24 protein-coding genes and 1 tRNA gene are annotated in these 24,457 nt (G+C 51.4%); 15 read left to right on the plus strand and 10 right to left on the minus strand.

The window, feature by feature from the left end; translation table 11 throughout:
• The first annotated feature begins 91 nt into the window (after positions 1-91).
• The gene (locus OU789_RS13910) at positions 92-706 is read left to right on the plus strand and encodes an SCO family protein (protein ID WP_274656122.1); all 615 of its coding nucleotides are present in this window, start codon (positions 92-94) and stop codon (positions 704-706) included.
• Positions 707-778: 72 nt separating this feature from the next.
• Positions 779-1,333 (plus strand): ActR/PrrA/RegA family redox response regulator transcription factor, encoded by a 555-nt coding sequence (locus tag OU789_RS13915; protein ID WP_263954567.1) that lies wholly within the window; start codon positions 779-781, stop codon positions 1,331-1,333.
• Here the strand turns inward: OU789_RS13915 and OU789_RS13920 are convergent, their stop codons facing one another.
• Complete coding sequence (locus OU789_RS13920) at positions 1,334-1,927, minus strand: HD family hydrolase (protein WP_263954568.1); 594 nt, start codon at positions 1,925-1,927, stop codon at positions 1,334-1,336.
• Positions 1,928-2,056: 129 nt separating this feature from the next.
• On the opposite strand from OU789_RS13920, the gene ahcY reads away from it, so the two are divergent.
• Positions 2,057-3,451: an adenosylhomocysteinase gene (ahcY, locus tag OU789_RS13925; RefSeq protein ID WP_274656124.1), complete on the plus strand. Its 1,395-nt coding sequence runs from the start codon at positions 2,057-2,059 to the stop codon at positions 3,449-3,451.
• A gap of 149 nt (positions 3,452-3,600) precedes the next feature.
• Positions 3,601-3,942, plus strand: a complete 342-nt coding sequence (locus tag OU789_RS13930) for a DUF2853 family protein (RefSeq protein ID WP_274656125.1) — start codon at positions 3,601-3,603, stop codon at positions 3,940-3,942.
• Positions 3,943-4,174: 232 nt separating this feature from the next.
• Here OU789_RS13930 and OU789_RS13935 read toward each other — a convergent pair whose 3' ends face one another.
• Genes OU789_RS13935 through tsaD form a run of 4 tightly spaced genes read right to left on the minus strand, consistent with a single transcriptional unit; the run spans position 4,175 to position 6,926 of the window.
• Positions 4,175-4,600 carry an EVE domain-containing protein gene (locus tag OU789_RS13935; protein WP_263954572.1) on the minus strand — a complete coding sequence of 142 codons (426 nt, stop codon included), beginning with the start codon at positions 4,598-4,600 and terminating at the stop codon, positions 4,175-4,177.
• Positions 4,600-4,869 carry a YciI family protein gene (locus OU789_RS13940; RefSeq protein WP_263954573.1) on the minus strand — a complete coding sequence of 90 codons (270 nt, stop codon included), beginning with the start codon at positions 4,867-4,869 and terminating at the stop codon, positions 4,600-4,602. The genes OU789_RS13935 and OU789_RS13940 overlap by 1 nt, the downstream gene beginning before the upstream one ends.
• Complete coding sequence (locus OU789_RS13945) at positions 4,870-5,832, minus strand: NAD(P)H-dependent glycerol-3-phosphate dehydrogenase (RefSeq protein WP_274656128.1); 963 nt, start codon at positions 5,830-5,832, stop codon at positions 4,870-4,872.
• Positions 5,829-6,926 (minus strand): tRNA (adenosine(37)-N6)-threonylcarbamoyltransferase complex transferase subunit TsaD, encoded by a 1,098-nt coding sequence (gene tsaD / locus OU789_RS13950; RefSeq protein ID WP_274656129.1) that lies wholly within the window; start codon positions 6,924-6,926, stop codon positions 5,829-5,831. The genes OU789_RS13945 and tsaD overlap by 4 nt, the downstream gene beginning before the upstream one ends.
• Before the next feature lie 63 nt (positions 6,927-6,989).
• On the opposite strand from tsaD, the gene OU789_RS13955 reads away from it, so the two are divergent.
• The 3 genes from OU789_RS13955 (at position 6,990) to OU789_RS13965 (ending at position 10,451) form a co-directional block, all read left to right on the plus strand.
• Complete coding sequence (locus tag OU789_RS13955) at positions 6,990-7,688, plus strand: uroporphyrinogen-III synthase (protein ID WP_274656130.1); 699 nt, start codon at positions 6,990-6,992, stop codon at positions 7,686-7,688.
• 97 nt (positions 7,689-7,785) lie between these two features.
• Entirely contained in the window at positions 7,786-9,000 is a 1,215-nt protein-coding gene (locus tag OU789_RS13960) for a COG4223 family protein (RefSeq protein ID WP_274656131.1), read from the plus strand.
• Positions 9,001-9,008: 8 nt separating this feature from the next.
• Positions 9,009-10,451, plus strand: a complete 1,443-nt coding sequence (locus OU789_RS13965; protein WP_274656133.1) for a heme biosynthesis protein HemY — start codon at positions 9,009-9,011, stop codon at positions 10,449-10,451.
• Here the strand turns inward: OU789_RS13965 and OU789_RS13970 are convergent.
• From OU789_RS13970 to OU789_RS13980, 3 genes are read right to left on the minus strand one after another with little or no spacing between them, the layout of a single operon-like run.
• Positions 10,438-11,034: a hypothetical protein gene (locus tag OU789_RS13970; RefSeq protein WP_274656134.1), complete on the minus strand. Its 597-nt coding sequence runs from the start codon at positions 11,032-11,034 to the stop codon at positions 10,438-10,440. The genes OU789_RS13965 and OU789_RS13970 overlap by 14 nt on opposite strands.
• 22 nt (positions 11,035-11,056) lie before the next feature.
• Entirely contained in the window at positions 11,057-13,300 is a 2,244-nt protein-coding gene (locus tag OU789_RS13975) for a glycoside hydrolase family 99-like domain-containing protein (RefSeq protein ID WP_274656135.1), read from the minus strand.
• A 45-nt stretch (positions 13,301-13,345) separates the two neighbouring features.
• The gene (locus OU789_RS13980) at positions 13,346-14,143 is read right to left on the minus strand and encodes an ABC transporter permease (RefSeq protein ID WP_274656136.1); all 798 of its coding nucleotides are present in this window, start codon (positions 14,141-14,143) and stop codon (positions 13,346-13,348) included.
• An 87-nt stretch (positions 14,144-14,230) separates the two neighbouring features.
• On the opposite strand from OU789_RS13980, the gene OU789_RS13985 reads away from it, so the two are divergent.
• Together OU789_RS13985 and OU789_RS13990 are read left to right on the plus strand one after the other, a co-directional pair.
• Positions 14,231-15,418, plus strand: a complete 1,188-nt coding sequence (locus OU789_RS13985; protein ID WP_274656137.1) for a hypothetical protein — start codon at positions 14,231-14,233, stop codon at positions 15,416-15,418.
• Positions 15,419-16,099, plus strand: a complete 681-nt coding sequence (locus OU789_RS13990) for an ABC transporter ATP-binding protein (protein ID WP_274656138.1) — start codon at positions 15,419-15,421, stop codon at positions 16,097-16,099.
• Here OU789_RS13990 and OU789_RS13995 read toward each other — a convergent pair.
• Complete coding sequence (locus OU789_RS13995; RefSeq protein ID WP_274656140.1) at positions 16,096-18,687, minus strand: calcium-binding protein; 2,592 nt, start codon at positions 18,685-18,687, stop codon at positions 16,096-16,098. The genes OU789_RS13990 and OU789_RS13995 overlap by 4 nt on opposite strands.
• Before the next feature lie 181 nt (positions 18,688-18,868).
• On the opposite strand from OU789_RS13995, the gene OU789_RS14000 reads away from it, so the two are divergent.
• The 5 genes from OU789_RS14000 to OU789_RS14020 all read left to right on the plus strand — a co-directional run bounded on the left by OU789_RS14000 (position 18,869) and on the right by OU789_RS14020 (position 22,662).
• Positions 18,869-19,831 (plus strand): glycosyltransferase, encoded by a 963-nt coding sequence (locus tag OU789_RS14000; RefSeq protein ID WP_274656141.1) that lies wholly within the window; start codon positions 18,869-18,871, stop codon positions 19,829-19,831.
• 79 nt (positions 19,832-19,910) lie between these two features.
• Complete coding sequence (locus OU789_RS14005; protein WP_274656142.1) at positions 19,911-20,882, plus strand: KpsF/GutQ family sugar-phosphate isomerase; 972 nt, start codon at positions 19,911-19,913, stop codon at positions 20,880-20,882.
• Complete coding sequence (locus OU789_RS14010) at positions 20,879-21,670, plus strand: 3-deoxy-manno-octulosonate cytidylyltransferase (protein ID WP_274656144.1); 792 nt, start codon at positions 20,879-20,881, stop codon at positions 21,668-21,670. Before OU789_RS14005 ends, OU789_RS14010 begins: the two co-directional genes overlap by 4 nt.
• Complete coding sequence (gene kdsA, locus OU789_RS14015) at positions 21,667-22,494, plus strand: 3-deoxy-8-phosphooctulonate synthase (RefSeq protein ID WP_274656146.1); 828 nt, start codon at positions 21,667-21,669, stop codon at positions 22,492-22,494. Before OU789_RS14010 ends, kdsA begins: the two co-directional genes overlap by 4 nt.
• A gap of 91 nt (positions 22,495-22,585) precedes the next feature.
• Positions 22,586-22,662, plus strand: a tRNA-Arg gene (locus tag OU789_RS14020).
• Between the two features lie 10 nt (positions 22,663-22,672).
• On the opposite strand, the gene OU789_RS14025 is transcribed toward OU789_RS14020, so the two are convergent.
• On the minus strand, positions 22,673-23,497 hold the full coding sequence (locus OU789_RS14025; protein ID WP_274656147.1) for a LysR family transcriptional regulator: 825 nt from the start codon (positions 23,495-23,497) through the stop codon (positions 22,673-22,675).
• A gap of 118 nt (positions 23,498-23,615) precedes the next feature.
• Between OU789_RS14025 and OU789_RS14030 the strand changes: the two genes are divergently transcribed.
• A complete protein-coding gene (locus OU789_RS14030) occupies positions 23,616-24,434 on the plus strand; it encodes a TlpA family protein disulfide reductase (RefSeq protein ID WP_274656148.1) in 819 nt (272 codons plus the stop codon).
• The last annotated feature ends 23 nt before the right edge of the window (positions 24,435-24,457 follow it).

Here is a 24,457-nt window from a genome sequence, read left to right on the forward strand (position 1 = left end):
CTCGCTATTTTGTGAATGCGTCATACTGTACCCTTGTTAGTGTCGGCAAAACCCTTGATCAAGGCTGCGAAATGAAAAGGAACTCTTCGGCATGAAATACTATGCATTTGCGGCGGTCGGTGCCGCGGCCATTCTCCTTGGGACCACTGCATATCTGACCTTTGGTGAACCAGAAGATAAATTCGCACAATGTACCGCCAACCGGATCGCAGGCGGCGCAAGCACAATTGGTGGGCCATTCTCTTTGATCGATAAGAATGGCGAACGCGTGACTGATAAAGAGGTGATTACCAAACCGTCGCTCGTATATTTTGGCTATACATTCTGTCCTGATGTTTGCCCGCTGGATTCTGCGCGGAATGCGGATGCGGTGGACATCTTGGATGAAATGGGAATCGAGACAACACCCGTGTTTATTACGATTGATCCGGAGCGTGATACGCCAGAGGTTGTTGGCGAATTCGCGGATGTATTCCATGAGCGTATGATTGGGCTAACTGGAACAGCCGAAGACGTGAAGGCGGCATCACGGGCCTATAAAACCTATTACAAAAAGAATGAAAGTGACGATGAGTATTACCTCGTTGATCACTCAACTTCGACCTACCTGACCCTCCCTGAATACGGCACTGTGACCTATTTCAAGCGCGATGACTCACCAGAAGTTATTGCCGAGACGATTGCCTGTTTCGTGGAGAACTCTTAGAGCGTTTCTAAAAATTGACCTGTCTCAAGAGTTTGCATAGAACGGTGAGACAGGAAAAAAGAAAGCGCGACTATGACAGAGCGGGAATTGCAGGACATCGGAGAAGATAAATCCCTGTTGCTGCTGGATGATGACGAACCCTTTTTGCGTCGTTTGGCGCGGGCGATGGAAAAGCGGGGGTTTGAGCCCGAAACCGCTGGTTCGGTCGCCGCTGGTAAAGCAATCGCAACGGCTCGTCCGCCCGCTTATGCCGTGATTGATTTGCGTCTTGAGGATGGAAACGGCCTCGACGTTGTTGAAGTTCTAAGAGAAAAGCGTCCTGACGCGCGGATCGTTGTTCTTACGGGCTATGGTGCGATTGCAACGGCTGTTGCGGCTGTAAAAATCGGCGCGACGGATTACCTATCCAAGCCTGCGGATGCGAATGACGTAACCGGCGCACTTCTTGCTAAGAAAGATGAGCTTCCTCCGCCTCCGGATAATCCAATGAGTGCGGACCGTGTGCGTTGGGAACATATCCAGCGCGTTTATGAGCTGTGTGACCGTAACGTGAGCGAAACCGCGCGCCGCCTGAACATGCATCGCCGTACGCTCCAGCGTATTTTGGCAAAACGTAGCCCGCGTTAATTACAACTCTTCAAGAAGCGTTTTTACGCGTGCTGTGAAATCGGTACGAACGTCTTTTGGTGTTCGCAAATCGATACGCAACCCTTCGATAAGTGCGGCATCAGGCTTTCCAAAAAACTTGTCGGCTTCGGCTTCGGAAAATCCCGCGATCTGTACGGCTTCCATCCAAGCAGAAATACGGTCAGCGCGCTTGATCTGCTTCTTAGTCGCGACAGGAATCGCCGCAGGAAGCCCGAAGCGAACGTGGATTGCCGCGGATAACCGATTATCAAGCTCGTCATAGCCTTTGCCCACCGCCGATTTTACGGGGCTGATCATGTCGCCGATCACGTATTCCGGCGCATCGTGCAAAAGCGCAGCAAGCCGCCACTTCGTTGGTGCTTTGGGGACGATGCGACCAAAGAGTTCCTCAACCAAAAGCGAATGCTCTGCGACCGAATAGGCAAAATCGCCCCGCGTCTGGCCGTTCCAGCGCGCAACAAAAGCCAGCCCATGGGCGATATCCTCGATCTCGATATCCACGGGTGTTGGATCGAGAAGGTCAAGGCGGCGCCCCGAAAGCATCCGTTGCCATGCACGCGGTTGTTTTGCCATTTTATCGGTTCCTTGATTGTGGTGTTTATTGGCTAGCCGCCGAAATGCGGCATGTAAAGGCTCGGTCATTGCTCCTTAACCTCTGAGGTGATAACTGGCTGCAACTTCAGTTTCAAAGGAACGAAAAAGATGGCGAGTGATTACATCGTAAAAGACATCAGCCTTGCCGCCTATGGCCGCAAAGAGCTTGATATTGCCGAAACCGAGATGCCGGGCTTGATGGCTCTGCGCGAGGAATATGGCGATAGCAAGCCGCTCAAAGGCGCTCGGATTGCGGGCTCTCTTCACATGACGGTACAAACCGCTGTGTTGATTGAAACGCTTGTCGCGCTGGGCGCGGATGTGCGTTGGGCGAGCTGTAATATCTTCTCCACTCAAGACCACGCCGCTGCCGCGATTGCCGAAACGGGTACACCCGTTTTTGCGATCAAGGGCGAGACACTCGAAGAATACTGGGATTACGCGGACCGTATTTTCCACTTCGAAGAAGGCACCTGTAACCTGATCCTCGACGATGGCGGCGACGCAACGATGTACATCCTGCTTGGTGCGCGAGTCGAGGCGGGCGAAACCGACCTCATCGAAGTGCCAACAAGCGAGGAAGAAGTCGCGTTCTTTGCGCAAATCAAGAAGCGCCTCGCCGAAAGCCCTGGTTGGTTCACCAAACAAAAAGAAGCCATTCAAGGCGTTTCCGAAGAAACAACCACGGGCGTTCACCGCCTTTATGAATTGGTGAAAACGGGTCACCTCCCGTTCCCAGCGATCAACGTGAATGACTCTGTGACCAAGTCGAAGTTCGACAACAAATATGGCTGTAAAGAGAGCCTTGTTGACGGTATTCGCCGCGCAACCGATACGATGATGGCCGGTAAAGTTGCTGTTGTTTGTGGTTACGGTGACGTGGGCAAAGGCTCTGCTGCGTCGCTCCGCGGTGCGGGCGCGCGCGTCAAGGTCACCGAGGTCGATCCGATCTGTGCGCTTCAAGCTGCTATGGACGGATTTGAAGTTGTTGTGCTGGAAGATGTGGTTGATTCCGCTGATATCTTCATCACCACGACAGGCAACAAAGACATCATCCGCATTGAGCATATGCGCGAAATGAAAGACATGGCAATCGTTGGCAACATTGGCCATTTCGATAACGAAATTCAAGTTGCCGCGCTCAAGAACCACAAGTGGACAAACATCAAAGAACAGGTCGACATGATCGAGATGCCTTCGGGTAACCGCTTGATCCTGCTGTCCGAAGGCCGCCTGCTGAACCTTGGAAACGCAACGGGCCACCCAAGCTTTGTGATGTCTGCGAGCTTCACTAACCAAGTGTTGGCTCAGATCGAGCTTTGGACAAACGGTTCGAGCTATAAGAACGAAGTCTATATCTTGCCCAAGCATCTCGATGAAAAAGTCGCGCGACTGCATCTTGATCGAATTGGCGTCAAGCTCACCAAACTCGCCAAAGAACAGGCCGACTATATCGGCGTAAAGGTCGATGGCCCTTTCAAACCAGAGCATTACCGTTACTAGGCGAAGAGGCAACTTACAAAGATGAAGCCCGGCTCAAGAGTCGGGCTTTTTCTTTTTGAAAACACCTGTTTCCGCGTTAACCTCTAATTAACGGTTCATTTCGACCGTTAAATTTTGGCCTTTGGCCACAAAGAATATTGGAGAACTCTATGGGAAAACGTGACGACTTGATCGCCAAATATGCCGATGATTTGAAGAACAAATGCGGCATCACACCGGATATGGATCTGTTAACCAAAGTAACAATCGGATGCGGACCAGCCATTTACGACGATGACGCATCGACGGTTGCCGCGACCCAGGACTCCGAGTTGGAGACCGTGAAAGAAAACTTCCTGATCAAAAAGCTCGCACTGCGCGACAGCCCAGAGCTGATGGAAGCAATCAACAAAGCGATGGATACTTACGGCCGATCCGAGCGCAACAAGTACCGCGCGGTTGTGTACTACATGCTTGTTAAGCACTTCGGCAAAGAGTCAATTTACGGCTAAACCCGTGCTATTGGGGCGGTTTGAAAGGTCATACCGCCCTACATAAAGGTTTGATTTGAAATAAATTTTTGGCGCTTATAATTTGCGTTTGTCGGCAGCCTGACATAGCGTTGTATTGTCTAGTCAGGATGGCCGGACCCGAAACAAAACACGTGTGGTGCGAAGTGAGGCACGTGGGGTGATGGAGGGTTCCGGGGGGTCGGAGCCCTCCAATTTTTTCACGTATCTTCAATCAAAGATCTGCTGGAACGCCAGCCATCTCACAAACGATTGCCCATTCTTCCTCAGTGACCGGCTGCACCGATAAGCGTGTATTGTTGACAAGAACCATGTCGCGAAGCGCCTCGTTCTCTTTGCACATTGCAAGAGTCACTGGCGTTTTGACGGGTGCGATGGCGCGGATATCAACGCATTCCCATCGCTCATCGTCAGTTGTAGAGTCCGGATGGCATTCGGCGCAGACCTCGACGATCCCAACAACAGATTTTTCCTTGAGCGAATGATAGAAGAATCCCCGATCCCCAACCTTCATCAGGCGCATGTTATTGCGTGCTTGGTAATTGCGCACGCCGTCCCATTCTTCGCCAGCGTCTCCTTTGGCAACCTGATCGTCCCAACTCCAAGTGTTCGGCTCTGATTTAAACAACCAATATGCCATTAGCCGATCACCCGGTTCCAAAGCTGTAGATCGACGGATTCAAACAAGCCAGCCTTCGCGTATGGGTCATTTTCGGCCCATTTCTGAGCATCCTCAATCGACTCCATATCGAGAATTACGAGCGAGCCACACATATCGCCATTTGAATCAAGAAAGGGGCCCGCCTGAACAACGCCTGTTTCCTTTAGATAAGCAACATGAGCGTCGCGGTTGGCTTTGCGTACTTCAAGTGCGCCAGGTTTGTCTTTGGCGATAAGAGCTACGTACATTTATTCCTCCTTTAAAGGTCGTGACAGAAGAGCCTTTACGGCCTCCGAAACAGTCAGGTTCTCATTGAGAACTTCCGTTATGGCATTTGTGATTGGCATATCGATTTGGTGCTTTTGTGCCAAAATAGAGACTGCTTTTGCAGTTTTGGCACCTTCGACCGTGGTAGTTTCGTCAAAACCGGCTCCGGCACCAAGCGCAAGGCCGTAACGATAGTTTCGGCTTTTCTCTGAAGTGCAAGTCAGTGTTAAGTCGCCAAAACCGGATAGGCCCGAAAGCGTTGCAGGTTTGGCTCCAAGTGCATTTGCCAGCCGCAGCATCTCTGCATATCCGCGCGTCATAACTGCGGCGCGTGCGCTTTCTCCAAACCCTGCGCCAATCGCCGCACCACTGGCGATCGCAATCACATTTTTCAGCGCGCCACCGAGTTCCGCACCAATGACGTCTGTCGTGCGATACAGCCGAAGCGTCGGCGTTGAAAGCTGCTCTTGCAAATCAGCAAGCCTATCTTCAGGTCCGGCAAGCGTAAGGGCTGTTGGAAGTCCGCCAGCGATATCAACTGCAAAACTTGGTCCGGTTAAGATGGCGGCAGTTGCAGTTGGCACAAGTTTATTAATTGTCCCAGTCGGCCCAAGCCCGCTTTCGATGTTCACACCTTTACAGCAAGCAACGAGGGTTTTGTGCTGAAATAGAGCCGCATTTTCACGTAGAAACGCGTCCATCAGCTGCGTTGGAATAGCAATCAACAGTGTTTCTGCTTCGCAACTCTCAGCCAAACTCGAGCTAACATTCAAAGACGGTGGAAATTTTGCTCCAGAGAGCCGGCGCTTGTTTTCTCTAATTCGCGTCATTTCATTCGCGGCGTTTTCGTCTCGTGCCCAGAGGGTTACGTTATCATGCGCGCTCGCGAGCGCTATAGCGAGCGCTGTGCCAAACGCGCCGGACCCAAGAACAGCAATACTCATGCTTTTGCTCCCTTTTTGCCAGAGCCAAGCATAGCCGGACTCGTTTGATCAAGCGGCCATCTAGGGCGCGCAGATAATGACAAATCGTCAATGAGACCGCGCCGATATCGCTCAAGCCCTGCCCATGCAATCATCGCGCCGTTATCTGTACAAAGCGAAAGGGGCGGTGCAATAAAGTCAACGCCCGATTCCGCGCAAACAGTCTCTAACGCGGCGCGAATGTCCTGATTTGCGGAAACGCCACCAGCTACTGCAAATACGGGTTTGACGGGGTTTAGCTCTAAGTAGATCTTTAGCGCACGCCTTGATTTTTCTAACAGAACTGCGGTTACAGCTTGTTGAAATCCGGCGGCAAGATCGGCCTGATCTTTTCGGGTTAACCCACCCTTCTTCGCAAGAATTGCCTCTCGCGCACGGAGCAGTGCTGTTTTGAGGCCAGAAAACGACATGTCACAATCGGGCCGATCCAGCAGTGGCCGAGGGAAGCGGAAACGAGCTGGGTCACCTTTTAACGCCGCCGCCTCAACATGTGGACCGCCTGGTTGACCAAGCCCGAGAAGACGCGCTGTTTTGTCAAAAGCTTCTCCGGGCGCGTCGTCAATTGTTCCGCCAAGCCGCTGGAAACGGTCTACGTCATGCACAATCAAAAATTGGCAATGGCCCCCAGAGACCAGCAACATCAAATATGGAAATTCGATCTGATTGGTGAGCCTTGGCGTTAATGCATGTCCTGCAAGGTGATTAACGCCGATCAATGGTTTGTTTGCCGCCGCCGAAAGACCCTTTGCGCACATCACCCCAGACAGCACACCACCGATAAGCCCTGGACCCGAAGTAACAGCAATTGCGTCAAGGTCTGGAAGGTTGATCGCAGCCTCATTAAAAGCATCAGCAACGCAGTAGTCGAGCTTTTCAGTATGCGCACGCGCGGCGATCTCAGGGACAACTCCGCCAAAGTTCTTGTGTAATTCGTCCTGACTTACGACAACTTGCGATAGAATTTCTGGCGAGGAGCCAGGCGTATGGCGCACGACGGCGGCAGCTGTGTCATCACAACTGCTTTCGATTCCAAGCACAGTTAGTTGCTTTGCCATCCGCGATCCTTTCTATTGGCAGGTAACACCCCGCGCCGCATCGTTCAATCCAACAGTGTGTAAATGCCAAATACCGCTCCTGCCGTTCTGCTTACCCGCCCGTTCGAAGCCGCGCAAAGATTTGCGTGCGCGATTAGTAAGCACGCGCCTATTGATACGGTGATATCGCCGTTGATCCGTATAGAGAAACTCGACGTAGATCCTGAATTTGAAGCGGTCATTTTGACATCTGAGAACGGCATTCCAACCAAAGTAAATGCTCGAGGGCGAGGAGCATATTGCGTTGGGGAGCGAACAGCAGAGGCCGCGCAGAGTACGGGTTTTCAAGTTAATTTGATCGCAAACTGCGCGTATGACCTTGTGGAGGCGCTGTTGAAATCCCCACCAAACATCACGCTCGTTCATTTGCGCGGGGAGCATGCAAGAGGCGAGATAGCCAAGAAGCTGGCTGAGGCCGGTTTGAAATGCGAAGAGGTTGTAACCTATAGGCAGCTGGCGGAGTCGCTTTCATCTGAGGCGCTTGATTTATTTCGATCGGATCGAAAGATTATCCTTCCCCTTTTCTCTCCAAGATCAGCTATACTTGCGAACAGACAAATAAATGATATTCCGATCGAAAGATTAAATTGCCGATTTCAAACAGTCGCGTTGAGTGATGCCGTTGCTAAGAACTTAAGTGGCGTTTTGGCGCAAAACGTGACTGTCGCGGATGCGCCAAACGGGCATGCGATGCAACAAATTGTAGCAAGACTTCTGCGATAACGCCCTTGCTTAAGGCGCGGTTCGGACACAGATTATAAGTATGCCGCGCTGCGGCGATTGGTAGATAAAGCATTGCCGTTCACGAAAGAGGTTCACCGTGGCGAACGAAGACCAAGAAAACAAAGAAACTCTGAAGCTTGGGGAGCCTATTCCAGATGCGGAAAACCAAGAACAGTCCGATGAAAAAATCGAGGACGCGGAGGTCGTAGAAACCGAATACACGGCTAAAGAAGAGCCGAAAACGGCAGAAGAGAAGCCGGATTCTTCGGAAAAACCCACAAGCGGAACGGGCTATTTCCCGTTGCTGATTGGTGGTGTAGCAGCCGGCGCGATTGGATTTGGGGCAGCTTACTTCCTACCAAAGGAAGGCAGCCAGCTTGATGAAGTCGTGGCGCGAATTTCAACAAATGAAAGTGCCTTTGATAAACATGTCGCTCAAATTGAGCAGAGCCAAAGCGCACTCGCGGAGCAACTTGCAAACAAGGCCGCTGCGAGTGAGCTAACCGCGGTATCGGATTCTGTGAATTCCAACCTTGCTGCACTTCGAAGTGAGTTTGAAGCCTTTCAAGCGCCCATAAACGATGCGATTTCTGCGCTTGAGGCGCGAATTACAGAGATTGAGAAGCGACCAATTTCGGATAATGCAGCGTCTTCTGCGGCTGTTTCGGCCTATGAGCGGGAGCTAACCGCAATGCGAGAAATGCTTGAAGCACAGCGCACACAGATTGAAGCAGTTGCCAAAGATGCGGAAACAAGAATTGCAGAGGCACAGGCGCAAGCAGAATCTTTGAAGCAAGGTGCAGAGGCGGCTGCCAATGCAACATTAATGCGGGCAGCATTGATGCGGATTGAAGCTGCGTTTGAAAGCGGTGCTACTTTCGATGTTGCCCTTCAAGACCTCGCGAAAGCCACGAACATCGAACCATCAGCAGAGTTGCTTGCCGCCTCTATCAGTGGAATTGCGCCACTCACCACACTCCAAGCAGAGTTCCCAGCGGCAGCGCGCGACGCGCTCAACGTAACTGCTGCAGAGACATCCGGCGAGGGTGTAATTGATAAGATGGGCGCATTCTTAAAATCTCAAACGGGTGCTCGTTCATTGACGCCAAGCGAAGGAACTAGCCCTGACGCAATTCTCTCGCGGGCGGAAGCCAGTTTGCGGGCGGGCGATCTTGCCGGTGCGCTTAGTGAAATATCGACGCTTCCAGAAACCGGCCAACAGGCAATGGCTGAGTGGATTGATGCGGCAACTTATCGAAAAGACATCCTTCAGGCGGTTCGAACGCTTGTTGAGTCTGCGGCTCAGAACTAGAGGTTTTTATGCTTTGGTCATTGGTTAAAATCTTAGGTTTTGTCGTATTAATCGCGCTGTTGGCGTATGGGGCCGGACTACTGGCTGAATCAAGCGAAGGCGTCCGCATTGTTGTGGCGAATATGGAGTTCACGCTCCAACCGTTGCAGGCCGCCATCGCCGCCGGACTGCTGTTACTGGTGGTTTGGGTGATAATTCGTCTCGTTGGACTATGTATTGCGGTTCTTCGGTTCTTGAATGGCGACGAAACTGCGATTTCGCGTTATTTCAATCGGAACCGTGAGCGAAAAGGCTATGAAGCGATGGCTGAAGGGCTTGTTGCGATTTCCTCGGGTGACGGGCGGGTTGCGCTTGCGAAGGCTGCTAAGGCAGAGAAATATCTTCACCGTCCCGAGCTTACAAACCTTCTGACTGCACAAGCAGCAGAGCTTTCCGGCGACTCCAAGAAGGCCGAAGAAGTTTACAAGAGATTGCTTACTGATGATCGGACCCGCTTTGTTGGAATCCGAGGAATTCTTAAGCAACGCCTTGCTGAAGGCGATACAGATACGGCGCTTAAGCTGGCGGAAAAAGCCTTTGTATTGAAGCCGCGAAATCAGGAAATGCAGGATACGCTGTTGCAATTGCAGGCTGATCATGGCGATTGGTCTGGTGCTCGAAAAACACTTCAAACCAAAGTGAAATATGGCGGAATTCCGCGCGATGTTTACAAGCGCCGGGACGCGGTTTTGGCGCTTTCCGAAGTATCTGAGCTGATCGAAAAAGGCGCAACAATCGAGGCGCGCGAAGCTGCGATTGCCATGCACAAACAATCACCGGAACTGGTACCAGGAACGGTATTGGCTGCGGATGCATATATAGAAGAAGGGCGGCCGAAGCTCGCCACCCGTATCTTGAAGAAAACTTGGCCGCTTGCTCCTCACCCAGATTTGGCCGCAGCATTCGCTCGAATTGAACCGAATGAATCTGCCGCAGATCGCCTGCGTCGTTTTGAAGTCCTGACAAAGTTGAATCCGGACCACCCGGAAACAAGAATGCTACTTGCAGAACTTAACATCGCAGCGGACGATTTCCCCGAAGCGCGCAGAGCAATGGGGGATCTCGCCGAAACCCACCCAACAGCACGTAGCCTTTCTTTGATGGCAGCAATAGAGCGCGGGCAGGGCGGAGATGATGCCGCGGTTAGAGGCTGGCTTTCCAAAGCATTGGTCGCGCCACGGGGTGAACAATGGGTTTGTGAAAAATGCGGAACTCCTCATCAAGAGTGGCGACCAGTTTGTCAGTCCTGCAAGAGCTTTGATACGTTAAGTTGGAAAGTCCCCGAAGACCGCCCAGTTCAAGGTTCATACCAATCCGAAATGCTTCCGATCATTGTTGGTGCAGAAGCTGACGAACACTTGGATAAGGTTGTAGAAAGTGAACAAGAGGCGGAAGAGGCTAAAGCCGAATAATGTCTCCATACAGCTGGGCTTCAAGCTCGGCCCACAATGGATTTGCTGCGTATAGAGCGTTGAGTTGTGTTGAAGTAAACCAGAAATCCAATTGCTTCACGTAGTCGGATTTTGTGATGTTTCGCCGCTTCTTACTTATCTTGAACGTATCGCCGAACACGTTCTTCAGGTCGGCCTCCAAGTTTTCTTGTCTAAGCCAATCGGTAATCTTGGCGGGCTCAAAAAATGAAAGAAGTGCATCAGCTTGGTTTATGTATCCGGTATTCTCATAGAACTTGCCTTGCTCGAACATGGATCGAGAGGTGACATGATTTGGAGGGCGACTTAGTTCGAAATGAATGCGGCTTAGTAACCAAGTTGGCAGACGTCGAAACGCAGAGATAACGCGCTTTCCGTTTGGTTCAAATGTTGGGTCAAAAGCCTTCCGTTGTGAAAGAGAATGATGCCAAATGACCTCTCCCTCAGGGTCTATTTTATCAAACTTTGCGTTGCCTTCACCAAAGTTAGAGCGCAGCGAATTTTCAATGTAGGTACCCGCGCATTTCGGAAAGTGCAGCCAAATCCAGTCTTCGTGAATGATCATTTTTGCTCCTCGCGAACTGGAATTATTCTGCGGCGATTTGATTGGAAACTGTGAAACGGGCTTCTTTTGAAGCGATCTGTTCTTTCAAAGTGTCGAGGAACGCAGTCCCGTATTTTTGATTTGGTTCCAATGCGGCGTTTTCTGCCCATTCGTTCCAAGCGTTAACGAACAATTCATTACGATAAGATTTTGGAAGGCGATGTTTGCGAACTTGGGTTAGCCACCTACGAAAGCTTTGTGGGTTGCTGCCGTAGGCGATATGCGCGGAGGCACCTCTGCGCGCGGTATTGTCCCAACTCGGCATTACACCGGCAATGGTGTTCTTCGCGATTGGCGACGCAGCCTTCGGGGCGAGGTTATTGTAGTTATAGATTAGGCCGTTGAAATTGCTTTCTGCGGGGATCCTCAATGTGTTTGGACCTCCCTTCGAATAGAGAACGTCATCTCCGGTAATCATGTTATGTGGCGGCATCTCGATCCAGAAATCGACAGCGTCTTCGGCGATAGGATTTGCGCCATCTATGTGAAAGCGTACCGCGCCGATTTCCACTTCGCCAATACCGTGTTTCCGCCAGGCATTCCGCATGCGCTCGATGTTTTTCTCTGGTTCGGGCATATCATCGGGGCGATAGATAATGAACCGTGGGCCGTTGCCGTTGGGACGTTCGTATCGATAGTCGCGCATATATGGTAGTGTACTGCGGACAAGCGCGTCTTCGAATCCGTCGTTATAGGTTTGCTCGAGAAGGACCTCTCCTGACAGCCCGTCCCAATTGCGACGCCAGCTTTCGTTGGCCCAGCACAGATAGAAAGGAAAATCGTGTTCATCTGACGCGAGTAAGTTATCTAGAGGAGTCTCTAGAATGCGCCGACCGTCGAACCAGTAATGATAGACACAAAAGGCATCAATACCTGCGGTTCGCGCTAGACTGGTTTGTTCCGCCATAGTTTGAGGAAGTCGTAAATCATAGAATCCGAGATCCGAGGACAAAACCGGCTGATTGTGGCCTGCGAACTGAGGTTTTGCACGAACCACTGAGGCCCATTCGGTGAAGCCTTTGCCCCACCATGCGTCGTTCTCTGGGGTTGGGTGAAACTGTGGCAAATAGAATGCGGATGTATACGACGGTTTTGAGAGGTTCTCATTCTTTGGCGGGTTTAGGAGCTGGGATGTTTGGCGGATTTCTTGCCCGCCCGCCGCCGCGAAATAACCAATTGAGCGCTCAAACGCATGGGCGATCGTACCGTCAACTTGCCCTTGCTCAATCTCAAAATCTTCCTGTGTGAGATCAAGACCTTTGATCATCGCGATCATTTCTGGTTTGAGCCAATACATCGAACCAGCAGGAAATGAGAGAGCTTCGGGCTTCGGAAGAATCTCGACTCGACGGAGAAGTTTTTGGGCTGGATTAAGATTGCTGCCCCACCATTTTGCCCCCTTATAGTGCTGACCATCGGCAACCCAAATTGCAGCAGTTTCATCGAGTAAGAAATTATTAAGTAGCAGAGGAGTTTTCTCGCCATCCAATAAGCCTTTAACAAGATGACGACGCCACTTATCGCCATCAACTCGATGTGGGGATTTCTTTGTATGTATCTTACAAATGGCGTCATAATCGGCGAGGGCGCCGCTATTCACCAAGTGCACGAACGGTAGAATGTCTCGCCCCTGATTTGGCATGGCGAAGCAAATCGCATTGGGAAAATCGCCGCGGATATATTCAAACAAACGGTTTGTCTCATCTCCGCGATGGGTTGCGCTTACATAAAGGTCAAATTCAATATTCAGACCTGTAAGCACTTCGGAGAATTCTGCCCACAAGTCTGGATAATAAATGTGCAGGCAAATGGCGAAACGCTTCTTCCGAAGTTGTGGAGGAAGTCGCAGTACGGGCGGTGAAACGCTTGTATCGGTGGCCAAGTAATCAGACTTTTGAATTGGGCGACCTTCCGTGTGCCCGATATCAATGAAATGCTCGAATGCACGAACCCCAGATTGCGCAAGATCACTGTTTAAGAAGATGTAATCCGCCGGCGAGAAATCAGGATTTGGTCGGTAGCCGGATAGTTCGCCTCTAAGAGCAAAATGCCGTTCTGGAAGTGCCTTGAAAAGCGGGTGAAGGTGCGGATGTGCGTCTCTGTAATAGGTGCGATCGAACCTTCTGCTTCGTTTAATCTTCGCGATATATTTTCGATCTTCTTTTGCGGCGAAGAAGAACTGGAGAGCAATTCGCAAGCGGCGGGCAAAGCGGGATTGGAACGACATCTGGATGACAGACCTTTACTGGTGACTCGGTATGCTCCTATTTGCTCAGCCATTGTTTAATAAATGTTTATGGAACCTCCGCAGCAGCAAGATACCGAGCGCCGAAAGCGTCATCGAAAGCCCGTATACAAATATAGAATTTACATAATTACCTGTATAATTTGAATAAATTCCTTTTCTGGCCTCACCAACTATATGGACAATAGGATTGAAGGCGAGGAGATCAGCGTATTTGTCCGGCACGTCGTCGATGAGAAAAAGAACGCCAGAAATGATGAACAGCGGCTTATTCGCAATGCCCCACAGGCGCTCCCAAAGAGGAGAGGCCATGATGAGGAAACAATTCATAACGCCAAATCCAAAGCCTAAAGCCGTCGTCATTAGAAACGCATTTAGGAGGTGAATTGGCCTAAGATTTGGGCTGCCAGTTTCAAGTGAAATAAGCGCGGAAAAGATTACGATCATCACGACCGCATTCGTTAAAACTGTAAGTATTAATCTCGCGCAAATTGCGTCCCAAAACGTAACCGTGGGGTAAAAAAGAAGCGGACGAGAGAACCGCAAGGCGGCCGCTAATTTTTGGCTAACTTCTGTGTAGTAGAGAAAAGGGAGAAAGCCGCTGGCATAGAATAGCGGGAAACTTGAGCCTAGCGGAGGGGCGTTGAAAGCAATGGAAAATACCAGCGAAAGTAAGGTTATTCCTGCCAATGGTTCCAGAAATGCCCAGACATATCCGCCCGGGGAGCGCCCATACGTTGTTGCCATTTCTCGAAGTATGAGCGCAAAAACGGTTCGGCAAAACTTGAAGCGGCGCTCGGATGAAATCTGGTTTGCTAACGTCATAATTGGCTCCTTGATGGGCCCTGACGTTATGACGGCGAACTCGTTTAAGAATTGTTATTCTTGGTGCGAAGACTTGAGGAGGGCCGTGTGACTTCTGCTTCTTCGAACCCAAACCTTAGAGCCATTGCCAATACCGGCACGCAAATTAACGTCAGCCCCGTCGCAGGCAAAGCGTCGCTGCAATGGCGGCATTATGCGATCGTAGCGAGCTTTTTGTGTGTTGTTTGCCTCCCTGTATCAATCGTCGCGATCTATATGTTCACGCGCGCCGCGGACCAGTTTGTTTCGCGGTTTGCATTTTCCGTTCGTTCCGAAGAGATGTCAGCGCCGATGGATTTCCTAGGTAGCCTTGGCGCAGTTTCGGGGTCTAGCTCCAAAGATACGGATATCCTCTTTGGGTATATCCAAAGCCAAGACCTCGTTTCTCGTATCGACCAGCATGTTGATCTGAGATTTGCATATTCAGTTCCGTCCGATTTTATATTTGGATTTCATAAGGACGGTAGTATCGAAGAACTCGTCAAATACTGGCGTAGGATTGTACGTGTTAGACACGATTCTGCGGCTGGGATTCTTGATATTGAAGTCAGGGCATTTGATCCTGAAATGGCGCAAATCATCGCCAGTTTGATCCATTCCGAAAGCTCTGAGATGATAAACAAACTGAGCGTGGCGGCGCGAAATGATGCCACGGCGTTTGCGCGGCTGGAACTGCAGCGCGCAGAGGAAAGGTTAAAGCGCGCGCGCGCCGCAATGACCGAGTTTCGAGCGCGCGCACAAACGGTGGATCCGGCTGCGGAACTTGGCGTACAAAGCGGAGTCCTCGCGATGTTAATGCAGCGCCACACCGATGCGCTCATTGAGCTCGATCTGCTCTCAGAAATCACGTCAAACCGCGATACGCGCGTTGCGCAAGCTCAGCGAAAAATTGCCGTGATCGAAGGTAGGATTAACGAAGAACGAGAGAAGTTTTCTATCAAGCCCAGTGAGGCGAGCGCACCTGGTTTTTCTAGCCTCGTCGGCGAGTTTGAAAACCTGATGGTAGATCGAGAGTTTGCCGAACAGGACTATTTAAGCGCGTTAAAGGCATATGAGCTTGCAAGGGCGGAAGCGCGCCGCAAGAGTAGATATCTGGCTTCGCACATTAATCCGACGCGCGCGGAATCGCCCGAGTATCCACGACGGTGGCTGACCATAGGGCTCACAGCTACATTTGCCGTTCTGTTTTGGGCAATGGGCGTATTGGTTTACTATGCGGTGCGAGATCGACGTTAGATGCTTCGCCTACATAACCTTCACAAAACGTTTCGATTAAATGGGCGCTCGGTCACGGTTGCAAAATCAATCAACCAAACCCTGCCGAGCGGCGTTTCTATTGGTCTCTTGGGAAACAACGGTGCAGGAAAATCAACGTTGCTCAAGATGATCGCGGGAACTGAAACCCCAACGTCCGGTCGGATCATTTCTACAGGTAGTATTTCTTATCCTGTTGGATTTGCTGGCAGCTTTCATCCAGACCTAACCGGCGCGCAGAACGCTAGATTTGTTGCACGGGTGTATGGTGTAGATACCTATGAACTCGAAGCATTTGTCGAAGATTTCGCAGAACTTGGAGATCATTTTCGGCTGCCCTTCCGGACCTATTCTTCGGGCATGAGGTCTCGCCTCGCTTTTGGCGTTTCAATGGCGATACCATTCGATACCTATCTGGTCGATGAGGTCACCTCGGTCGGAGATGCCGCCTTTCAAGCCAAAAGCAAGGCGGTTTTCAAAGAGCGTATGCAAAAGAGTGGCGCGATTGTTGTGTCTCATTCGATGCCGATGATTAAGGAAATGTGCGAGGCAGGGGCCGTACTTCAGGACGGATATTTCTATTTCTACGCAGAAATCGGAAAAGCGATTGAGCATTATAGCTACACAACCAAGAACCAACTGCCGCCTTGGCTTCGACGCTAGGCAAGCAAATCATAAGTTGTTCCATTAACCACCCCAAAAACAGAATCCGCGCCTGCGCCATCAACCAATGCAAATATAATCTGGCCTGTTGGACGATAGATTATGAATGATTCCATAATGTTATCATCGCCGGAATAGCCGTCGCCCTCCGGGGTATTGGTGTAGTTTATCTGAAAATCGTTGTCGGTTATGCCAGGCCCGAAATAGAGAATATCGCCTTCGCCCGCGTCATAATCGGCAATCCAATCGCTTGCATGCCCTTCGACACCGGCGTGGTAGAAGATATCGGCGCCATCCCCGCCGCGCATGGTATCGTGCGCCCAGCCACCGTTGAAAAAATCGTCTCCGTCTCCGCCGTCCATATGGTCCATTCCGCCTTCACCGGTCATGACGTCGTTTCCGCCGTGACCGATCAGCAGGTCGTTCCCGTGCCACCCATACATCTTGTCGGATCCACCGCCGCCATGGAATTCATCGTTCCCATATCCTCCGTAAGCGATGTCGTCGCCCTCGCCGAGATACAGGATGTCGTCGCCGTCCATTTCGGAGAAGCCCGCCTCGAAATAGTCATTCCCATCTCTGCCAATTAGGACGTCATTGCCATCACCGCCGTAAATTGCGTCGTTTCCTAAACCGCCATCTAACGTGTCGTTCCCAAGAGACCCGGTTAATGTATCGTTTCCTGCCCCTCCATAGAGCCAATCATCGGCGTTCGAACCATGTAAATTATCATTGAAACCAGTGCCATAGACGATTTCTATGCTTTCTAGCCTGTCTTCGGATCCGAAACCGTCAATTGCTGTTCCAGCCTCCAAATTCACATCAACGCCAAATGAGCCGCCATAAAGCACGTCTTCGCCGTAGTGAACCGTATCGCGTCCGCTTCCTCCACGTATCGAATCTTCACCAGAATGGCCGAAGAAGAGGTCGTTTCCGTCTGCGCCCTCAAGAATGTCATCCCCTTCGAACCCGCGAAACGCGTCATCTCCAGAGAGGCCCGACATATAGTTGTTCGCAATAGTGCCGCGTAGGTCATCGGCAAACTCTGTCCCCAAAACACTTCCCGGAGCTGCGATGCTGAACAGAGGCGTGTGGCTAGCATTGGTGAGTGAGAAAGTTACCAAATCGCTTTGGAAAATTGTTGATCCGTTCGCAGAATTCAAAATGATAACTTCATCATTGTACTGTAAGATCGCGCCATAAGATGTGCTGGTTATGCCGAGTTGCTCGATCCCGTGAAACAAAGTAAATCCCGATAAATCTAGGCGATCTTGAGACGGGTTAAAATCAAGAACCGTGTCGGTCGAGCCGTCTTCTGTAAATACAAAAATATCTTGGCCGGATCCGCCGCTTAGGGTGTCGGAGCCAGACCCATCGATCAAAATGTCGTTGCCGCCGCCTCCGGAAATCGTATCGTTTCCGGCATCTCCAAAAAGGGCTTCGCCGAGTGCGGTGCCAGTGAGTGTATCGTTCTGAGACGTACCAGAGACCGGCGCGCCAGTCGCGGAAACATCAAAAGAAAATTGCGAAATCCCTGTTTCTGTTGCGCTTGCGGCGAATATCTGTAACGCCCCACCAATCTCGGTCATTGCCACAGCGCTGACGTTTTCGAGCTGGAGTTGGCTTGTGTCCTCAACTGAAGCGAGATGAAATAATCGCCCATTTGGAAGCAGGCTGAACAAACTTAATCCATCATCTGCGCCGCCTGCCAATACATATGTTGTCCCGTTGTAGACCGTCGTTTCAAGTGATGTCACATGCTTGAATCTCGTATTCAGATCGTCAATGATGTGATCGGTTGCCGTCAGTGCGCCGTTGTCATCAACGCGCACAACGGATAGCGAAGAGCTTTCTCGGGCGGCAATAATAGCATAAGAATTTCCATTGGCTTCAGCGGTGGAGATTTGAGTAATCTCACTGATACCAAGGCCATGTTCCGCGCCCAAAGCGCTTTGATAAATGAGTGATCCATCGGTATCAACTTTGTAAGTTGAGATTGAACTTTCGCTATGTGATCCAAGTAAAATGAAGTCCGATTGCGTTGTCGAAATTCCTTCAAGAGCGGAGATATCGGATGAGGCAACCGAGCTGATTTGCCTTCCTACGACAGTCATCGAAGTGTTTGATGTTATTTCGTACGCTTGCAGCCCCATTTCGCCGGTATGGACGGAATAAAAGAAAGTATGCCCGCCAGTTTCCAAAGCAACAAAGTTCAGAGGGTCGCTTTCAAACTGGGTGTTGGCATCGAGCGTGGTTGTATTGGAATAGCCGCCAGTCGAGTTGTAAGTCTGTGCAGTCAGATCAGCGCGGTTAATTCCTGATGTAAAAACAAGGGTTTCGCCGCCTGTTTCGATGCTCTCGATAGTTGGTTGCGCGCCAAGAACGCCGTCGAAAAGGTAGGAGCGCTGGCTTCGAAGCAGCGCGTTGGTATCGTCGCTCAGCAAAAAAGACGAGATGCCGCCACCTTCCACAGTGGCGGAGAACAAAATCGGTTTTCCGCCAATCCACACGACGTCCAGATCGGAAATACCGGTGAAGAAACCGGTATTCCTATTAATCAAAGTTGTTTGATACGAAAACTGAGCCACCCAAGCCCCCATTGCCAGATACGCACCCCTGCGCGTTAACAGGTCTGACAATGTTCGATTAACGTCGGCACAACGAAAAATGGTCAAATCATGGCGTTCGTGAACAATTTTTAATGTTTTCGTGCTTGTTTTAAGCTTCCTCGTTCGCGGGTGATGGAATGGGATTTGTGTTAGAGTTCAAATGAAAGCCGAAAAAATCGACTTAATTTCTTCGTGTTACGTTGATGTCAGTCGAGAGTATCCGCTCTGCGCGGTTCTTTTGGCCGTGTGTGATCCCGAGGAGTATCTGGTTGAGCAGCTCGAGAGCCTTGGGCATCAAATGGATGTCGAAATCGATCTATATCTAAGTGATGACTCTGAAATTTCCCGGCAACACGACACGAATTGCAAGGCGTTATCTCCAAAAGTATTCAGGGGGCCAAAACGAGGTTTTGCACAAAATTTCAGGTTCCTTTTGGAGCAGGTCGAAAGGAATGCTGAATATGCAGCGTTTTGCGATCAGGATGACGTTTGGGATAACGATAAACTGGCGCGTGCTGTTCGATCGCTTGAGGAAGTTCCAAGGGGTAAGCCCGCTGTGTATTCAAGCCGAACGATTGAATGCGACGAGGCTCTGCGCCCGCTAGGTGTATCGAGGCTTCCGAAACGGCCGCTCGGCTTTTCTCATGCCTTGGTTCAGAATGTTATGGCGGGAAACACTATGGTTTTGAACCGTGCTGCGCTCGAACTGTTGCAAGATGCGAATCGGCGTATTGATCGTGTTCCGGCGCATGACTGGTGGGTCTATCAACTCATCAGCGGTTGTGATGGGATACTTCTTTTTGATCCGGAACCGAGCCTGAAATACCGCCAACATAGAGGAAATGTTTTGGGGGCGAACAGAGGAATTAGAGCCGCTTTTGGCCGTATTAGACACGTATTTGGCGGATTCTATGCAGGCTGGATTGATGCGAATATTGCGGCATTGTCGGAAACTGAAGAATTCCTAACTCCTCAGAATCGACGCAAGCTTCACCTGTTTAAGACAGCGCGAAAAGCATGGTTGATCCCAAGGCTACTTGGCTATTGGAAGATAGGTATTTATCGGCAAAACTCGGCCGAAACGTTGGCGCTTTGGATTGCTGCCGCACTTGGCAGGGTCTAGTCGGGTTATTACATTGGCTTCGTCGTGCTGGCTTGATACTAGGGGCACGGGATTTACCTTTTTGACCCAAGGAGCGCATGTGACTCTGGACCAAGATAAAACGAAGCAAATTCACAGCATTGGCCAAAGAGTGCTTCAAAGCGAAGCTGACGCGCTCCGTGATTTTGCGCAATCGCTGCCGGAGAATTTTGATCGGGCGGTGGAATTGATGATGAATGCCAAGGGTAGGATTATTCTTGCTGGCATTGGGAAGTCTGGCCACATCGGGCGCAAGATAAGTTCGACGCTCGCGAGCACAGGGACGCCTTCGTTCTTTGTTCATCCATCCGAAGCCAGTCACGGCGACTTGGGGATGGTGCGCCCAGAGGATGTTTGCATCCTCATTTCCAATTCGGGTGAAACATCCGAACTTGGCGATGTGATTGCGCATACCCGCCGATTTGCAATTCCGATGATTGCTATCACCAAGAAGCCAGACAGCACACTCGCCAAGTCCGCGGACGTGGTGCTTCTTTTGCCTGACGTGCCAGAGGCTTGTTTGATCGGAATGGCGCCGACGACTTCGACGACGTTGTCGCTCGCGCTCGGTGATGCGCTTGCCGTGGCGCTCATGGAGCTGCGTGACTTTCAACCCGAGAATTTCCGCACCTATCATCCGGGCGGCAAGCTCGGTGCGCAGCTAACAAAAGTATCTCAGCTTATGCATGAAGGCGATGCCGTTCCGATTGTGCCGAGCCATGCAACGATGCAAGACACGATCCTCGTCATGACATCAAAAGGTTTCGGCATCGCTGGCGTTGTCGAAGAGGGCAAACTTCTTGGCGTTGTTTCCGACGGTGACTTGCGCCGCAATATGGACGACCTGATGGGCAGAACTGCCGGCGAAGTTGCGACGCGCTCTCCCGTTACGATTTCTGCGGATAGCCTCGCCGAAGAAGCGTTGTTAACAATGAACACAAAAGAGATTGGCGCATTGCTCGTTGTTTCTGACTCCGGCGCGCCTATTGGTGTATTGAATATTCACGATTGCCTGCGGGCGGGGGTTGCATGAAAACAGTCATTCTTATTCCGGCACGATATGCCTCAACCCGTTATCCCGGCAAACCACTCGCCGAACTAACGCTGGCTGACGGATCGCGAAAATCTTTGATCCAGATGAGCTATGAAGCGGCGAAGCAGGTGAGTGGCGTCGATGCTGTCTATGTCGCAACGGATGATGCGCGGATCAAAGCCGCAGCAGAGGCCTTCGGTGCGGATGTGATCATGACGTCTGAAAGTTGCGCGAATGGTACAGAGCGTTGCGCGAATGCACTTGAGCGCGCAGGTTTGTCCGCAGATATCATCGTTAACTTACAAGGCGATGCCCCGCTTACCCCACCATGGTTTGTTGAGGCTTTGATCGATGAAGTTAAGCGCGATTCCACAGTTGGTATGGCAACGCCCGTTTTGCGTTGCGACGCAGAAACTTACGCACATTTCACAGAAGATCGCCGAAATGGCCGCGTTGGTGGAACAACAGCCGTGTTTAACCACAACAACGACGCTCTCTATTTTTCCAAAGAGGTCGTCCCATTCGTTGATTCCGGAAAACTACCAGACCCGATCCCCGTTTTTCACCATGTGGGAGTTTACGCCTATCGCCCCGCTGCTCTAGCTGCCTATGGTTCATGGGAAGCTGGCCCGCTAGAAACGCTCGAAGGGCTGGAGCAGCTTCGCTTCCTTGAAAACGGCCACCCGATCCGATGCGTCGAAGTTGATGGCCGTGGGCGCGTGTTCTGGGAACTGAACAATCCAGAAGATGTTGCCCGAATTGAATCGGTATTAAGGAAAGAAGCATGAGCCAGAAAATCGTTAAGATCAGAGATACTGAGGTCGGCGGAGACAATCCGATCTTCCTCATCACCGGCCCGTGCCAGCTTGAGTCCCTTGAGCACGCGCGCATGATGGCGGAAAAAATCGCCGAGGCCTGCGAGCCGACGAATACGCGCTTTGTGTTCAAGGCGAGTTATGACAAGGCCAACCGCTCTTCGATCGGAACACAACGTGGTTTGGGTGTTGAGAAAGGCCTTCAAATTCTCGGTGATATCGCGCGCGAGTTTGATGTACCCGTGATTACCGATGTTCACGAACCGAGCCATTGCGCGATTGCGGCCGAGGTTGTCGACGTTCTACAAATTCCCGCATTTCTTTGCCGCCAGACAGACTTGCTTGTTGCGGCGGGTGAAACTGGCAAAGTCATCAATGTGAAAAAGGGCCAGTTCCTTGCACCTTGGGATATGGGCAACGTCGCGGCCAAGATCGCCAGCACAGGCAATGAGAATATCATGCTCTGTGAGCGCGGCACGAGCTTTGGGTACAACACACTCGTCACAGATTTCCGTGGCCTCCCGACAATGGCGGAAACGGGGTATCCGGTGGTGTTCGATGCCACACATTCCGTTCAGCAACCTGGTGGTAAAGGCAACAGTTCTGGTGGCCAACGCGAATTCGCACCCGTCCTCGCGCGGGCTGCTTGTGCCGTTGGGGTTGGTGGCCTGTTTATCGAAACCCACGAAGACCCAGACAACGCCCCGAGCGACGGCCCGAACATGATCCCTGTTGATCAAATGGCAGATCTTATTGCCAACCTACGCGCCTTTGACGCGCTGAACAAAGCGGGCTAGCGCACAGCAAGCGACAAAAACAAACTACACGCGGCCATATCGAGTTGAGATTGCGAAAATCTCGTGCAAAAAGAAATGCACAAACTCGCATGGCCCCGTGGCTCAACTGGATAGAGCAGCCCCCTCCTAAGGGGCAGGTTGCAGGTTCGAATCCTGCCGGGGTCGCCATTTCGAGATTTTATTGTTCCGTCGCAAGGCTCGCGATGAGTGCGCGCACGCGGGCCGTGTGCCGAAGTTCTTTGGGAGCAAGTAACCAGATATCCAGTGAGAAGGCCACTTCTTCGTTAACAAGCCGAAGTTTCGAATTGTTTTCAGCAACTTGTTTTGGGAGAAGTCCGTCGCCCAGTCCGGCTTGGATGGCGTGCATCATCATCAACGGGCTGCTGAAGTACGATTTCGGCGTCACGCCCGGAAGGGCCTCTTTCATCCAAGTCGCTGAGCGGTTTGCGCAATCCTGACTTGCGTAGTCCAGCCAGTTCATCGCGCCTTCTGTTCGCGATTTGGATGTGTAGTGGCAATAATCGTACCTGCCGATTTGCTTGCCAAACAGATAGGGCTCTGGGGTATTGGTGAGCCGCAAGGCCACTTCCGCTTCGCGGCGTGATAGGCTGCGCACAGCGGTTTCGGCGTTTAGTGTCAGGTCGATCTCTGGGAAGTTCGCCGAGAATCTCGCAAGCTTATCCATGTAATGAACGGCGAGGATATCAACGGTTGTCAATGTGATATGACCGAAAAGCCCACCATCGCGTCCTTCAATTCGTCGATCTAGGTTCCTAAGCTCGTCACGAATTGCATGGGCCGAGGCAACTGCCGCCTCGCCCTCGCTCGTCAAGACCACCCGATCGGCGACTCGTTCAATCAGCCGCGCGCCGTAATGGGCCTCCAGATCGCGAATCTTCCGAGCGACGGTCGTGTGGGACACGTTCAAAGATTTCGCCGCGCCAGAAAAGGTTTTCTGCTGGGCCAATGCATCGAGCACCAATAGATCGCCTGGATTCACCATTTTCTGCATTCCTTGTGGTTGAATAATTTTGCACATCTGAAGTCAATTTTTGCGAATTGAATCTGCAAATTTGATCAATAGGTATCTGGAAACTCGAGATCACATGCAAGGAGAAAACATGTCGGACGCCGTTCAGATCACCGCAAAACCCCAATCCTCCCGTGAAACCTATACGTATGATACGTTTACAACCGGATTGATATTGGAGGACCTTCACTTTCGTGCAACCGATCCGGCGCCGGGTCAGAAGGTACCGGCATTTGATATGGAACTGATCGAGGGTGGGCGCTTAAGAAGCAGTGACCTCGGGCAAGAACCTGTGCTTCTGGTGTTTGGATCGCGGACTTGTCCGGTCACCGTTTCTTCGCGCGCGCCGTTAGAGCGGCTATTCGAAAAGTTCGGTGACAAGATACGGTTTGTGTTGGTGAATACCCGCGAGGCGCATCCAGGCGAGCTTATTTCGCAACCCAAATCGATTGAACAAAAGCGCGATCATGCGCGGAACCTTGGCACGTTCATGGGGGCGCATTTTGAAACGGCAGTTGATGATATTGACGGCAGCTTCCACCGCGCGATGGGGCCGAAACCCAACTCGGCTTACATAATTGCCCCAGACGGGCGCATCATTTTTCGCGCGCATTGGGCAAATGACACCGCGAGTTTGGAACCCGCCCTTGAGGCCGCGACGACGGGGACGCAGCCACGGCAAGTCAAAAGCCGGCGGCTTGTACGGCCGCTCCTAAAGGCTATCGGCTATTTGCCCGATGTTGTTCGTACAGCGGGGCGTAAGGTCGAGCGTGATGTCTGGCGCGCGGTGCCGCCGTTTGCCGTGATGGGGCATCTATCGCGCCTGTTCTTTTTCCTGCCCATAGATATGCGCGGCCCCGCAGTTGTGCTCTTGCTTGCACTTGGGGGCGGGTTACTGATCTGGGGATGATCTGCTGTGAACTGGCGAAACCC

Source organism: Halocynthiibacter sp. C4 (genome assembly GCF_028823805.1).
Lineage (GTDB): Bacteria > Pseudomonadota > Alphaproteobacteria > Rhodobacterales > Rhodobacteraceae > Falsihalocynthiibacter > Falsihalocynthiibacter halioticoli.

What these genes read in the sequence shown, in the direction of transcription:
- OU789_RS13910 (WP_274656122.1), top strand. Translation starts at nt 92, where the DNA reads ATGAAATACTATGCATTTGCGGCGGTCGGTGCCGCGGCCATTCTCCTT.
- OU789_RS13915 (WP_263954567.1), top strand. Translation starts at nt 779, where the DNA reads ATGACAGAGCGGGAATTGCAGGACATCGGAGAAGATAAATCCCTGTTG.
- OU789_RS13920 (WP_263954568.1), bottom strand. Translation starts at nt 1,927, where the DNA reads ATGGCAAAACAACCGCGTGCATGGCAACGGATGCTTTCGGGGCGCCGC.
- ahcY (WP_274656124.1), top strand. Translation starts at nt 2,057, where the DNA reads ATGGCGAGTGATTACATCGTAAAAGACATCAGCCTTGCCGCCTATGGC.
- OU789_RS13930 (WP_274656125.1), top strand. Translation starts at nt 3,601, where the DNA reads ATGGGAAAACGTGACGACTTGATCGCCAAATATGCCGATGATTTGAAG.
- OU789_RS13935 (WP_263954572.1), bottom strand. Translation starts at nt 4,600, where the DNA reads ATGGCATATTGGTTGTTTAAATCAGAGCCGAACACTTGGAGTTGGGAC.
- OU789_RS13940 (WP_263954573.1), bottom strand. Translation starts at nt 4,869, where the DNA reads ATGTACGTAGCTCTTATCGCCAAAGACAAACCTGGCGCACTTGAAGTA.
- OU789_RS13945 (WP_274656128.1), bottom strand. Translation starts at nt 5,832, where the DNA reads ATGAGTATTGCTGTTCTTGGGTCCGGCGCGTTTGGCACAGCGCTCGCT.
- tsaD (WP_274656129.1), bottom strand. Translation starts at nt 6,926, where the DNA reads ATGGCAAAGCAACTAACTGTGCTTGGAATCGAAAGCAGTTGTGATGAC.
- OU789_RS13955 (WP_274656130.1), top strand. Translation starts at nt 6,990, where the DNA reads ATGCCAAATACCGCTCCTGCCGTTCTGCTTACCCGCCCGTTCGAAGCC.
- OU789_RS13965 (WP_274656133.1), top strand. Translation starts at nt 9,009, where the DNA reads ATGCTTTGGTCATTGGTTAAAATCTTAGGTTTTGTCGTATTAATCGCG.
- OU789_RS13970 (WP_274656134.1), bottom strand. Translation starts at nt 11,034, where the DNA reads ATGATCATTCACGAAGACTGGATTTGGCTGCACTTTCCGAAATGCGCG.
- OU789_RS13975 (WP_274656135.1), bottom strand. Translation starts at nt 13,300, where the DNA reads ATGTCGTTCCAATCCCGCTTTGCCCGCCGCTTGCGAATTGCTCTCCAG.
- OU789_RS13980 (WP_274656136.1), bottom strand. Translation starts at nt 14,143, where the DNA reads ATGACGTTAGCAAACCAGATTTCATCCGAGCGCCGCTTCAAGTTTTGC.
- OU789_RS13990 (WP_274656138.1), top strand. Translation starts at nt 15,419, where the DNA reads ATGCTTCGCCTACATAACCTTCACAAAACGTTTCGATTAAATGGGCGC.
- OU789_RS14000 (WP_274656141.1), top strand. Translation starts at nt 18,869, where the DNA reads ATGAAAGCCGAAAAAATCGACTTAATTTCTTCGTGTTACGTTGATGTC.
- OU789_RS14010 (WP_274656144.1), top strand. Translation starts at nt 20,879, where the DNA reads ATGAAAACAGTCATTCTTATTCCGGCACGATATGCCTCAACCCGTTAT.
- kdsA (WP_274656146.1), top strand. Translation starts at nt 21,667, where the DNA reads ATGAGCCAGAAAATCGTTAAGATCAGAGATACTGAGGTCGGCGGAGAC.
- OU789_RS14025 (WP_274656147.1), bottom strand. Translation starts at nt 23,497, where the DNA reads ATGGTGAATCCAGGCGATCTATTGGTGCTCGATGCATTGGCCCAGCAG.
- OU789_RS14030 (WP_274656148.1), top strand. Translation starts at nt 23,616, where the DNA reads ATGTCGGACGCCGTTCAGATCACCGCAAAACCCCAATCCTCCCGTGAA.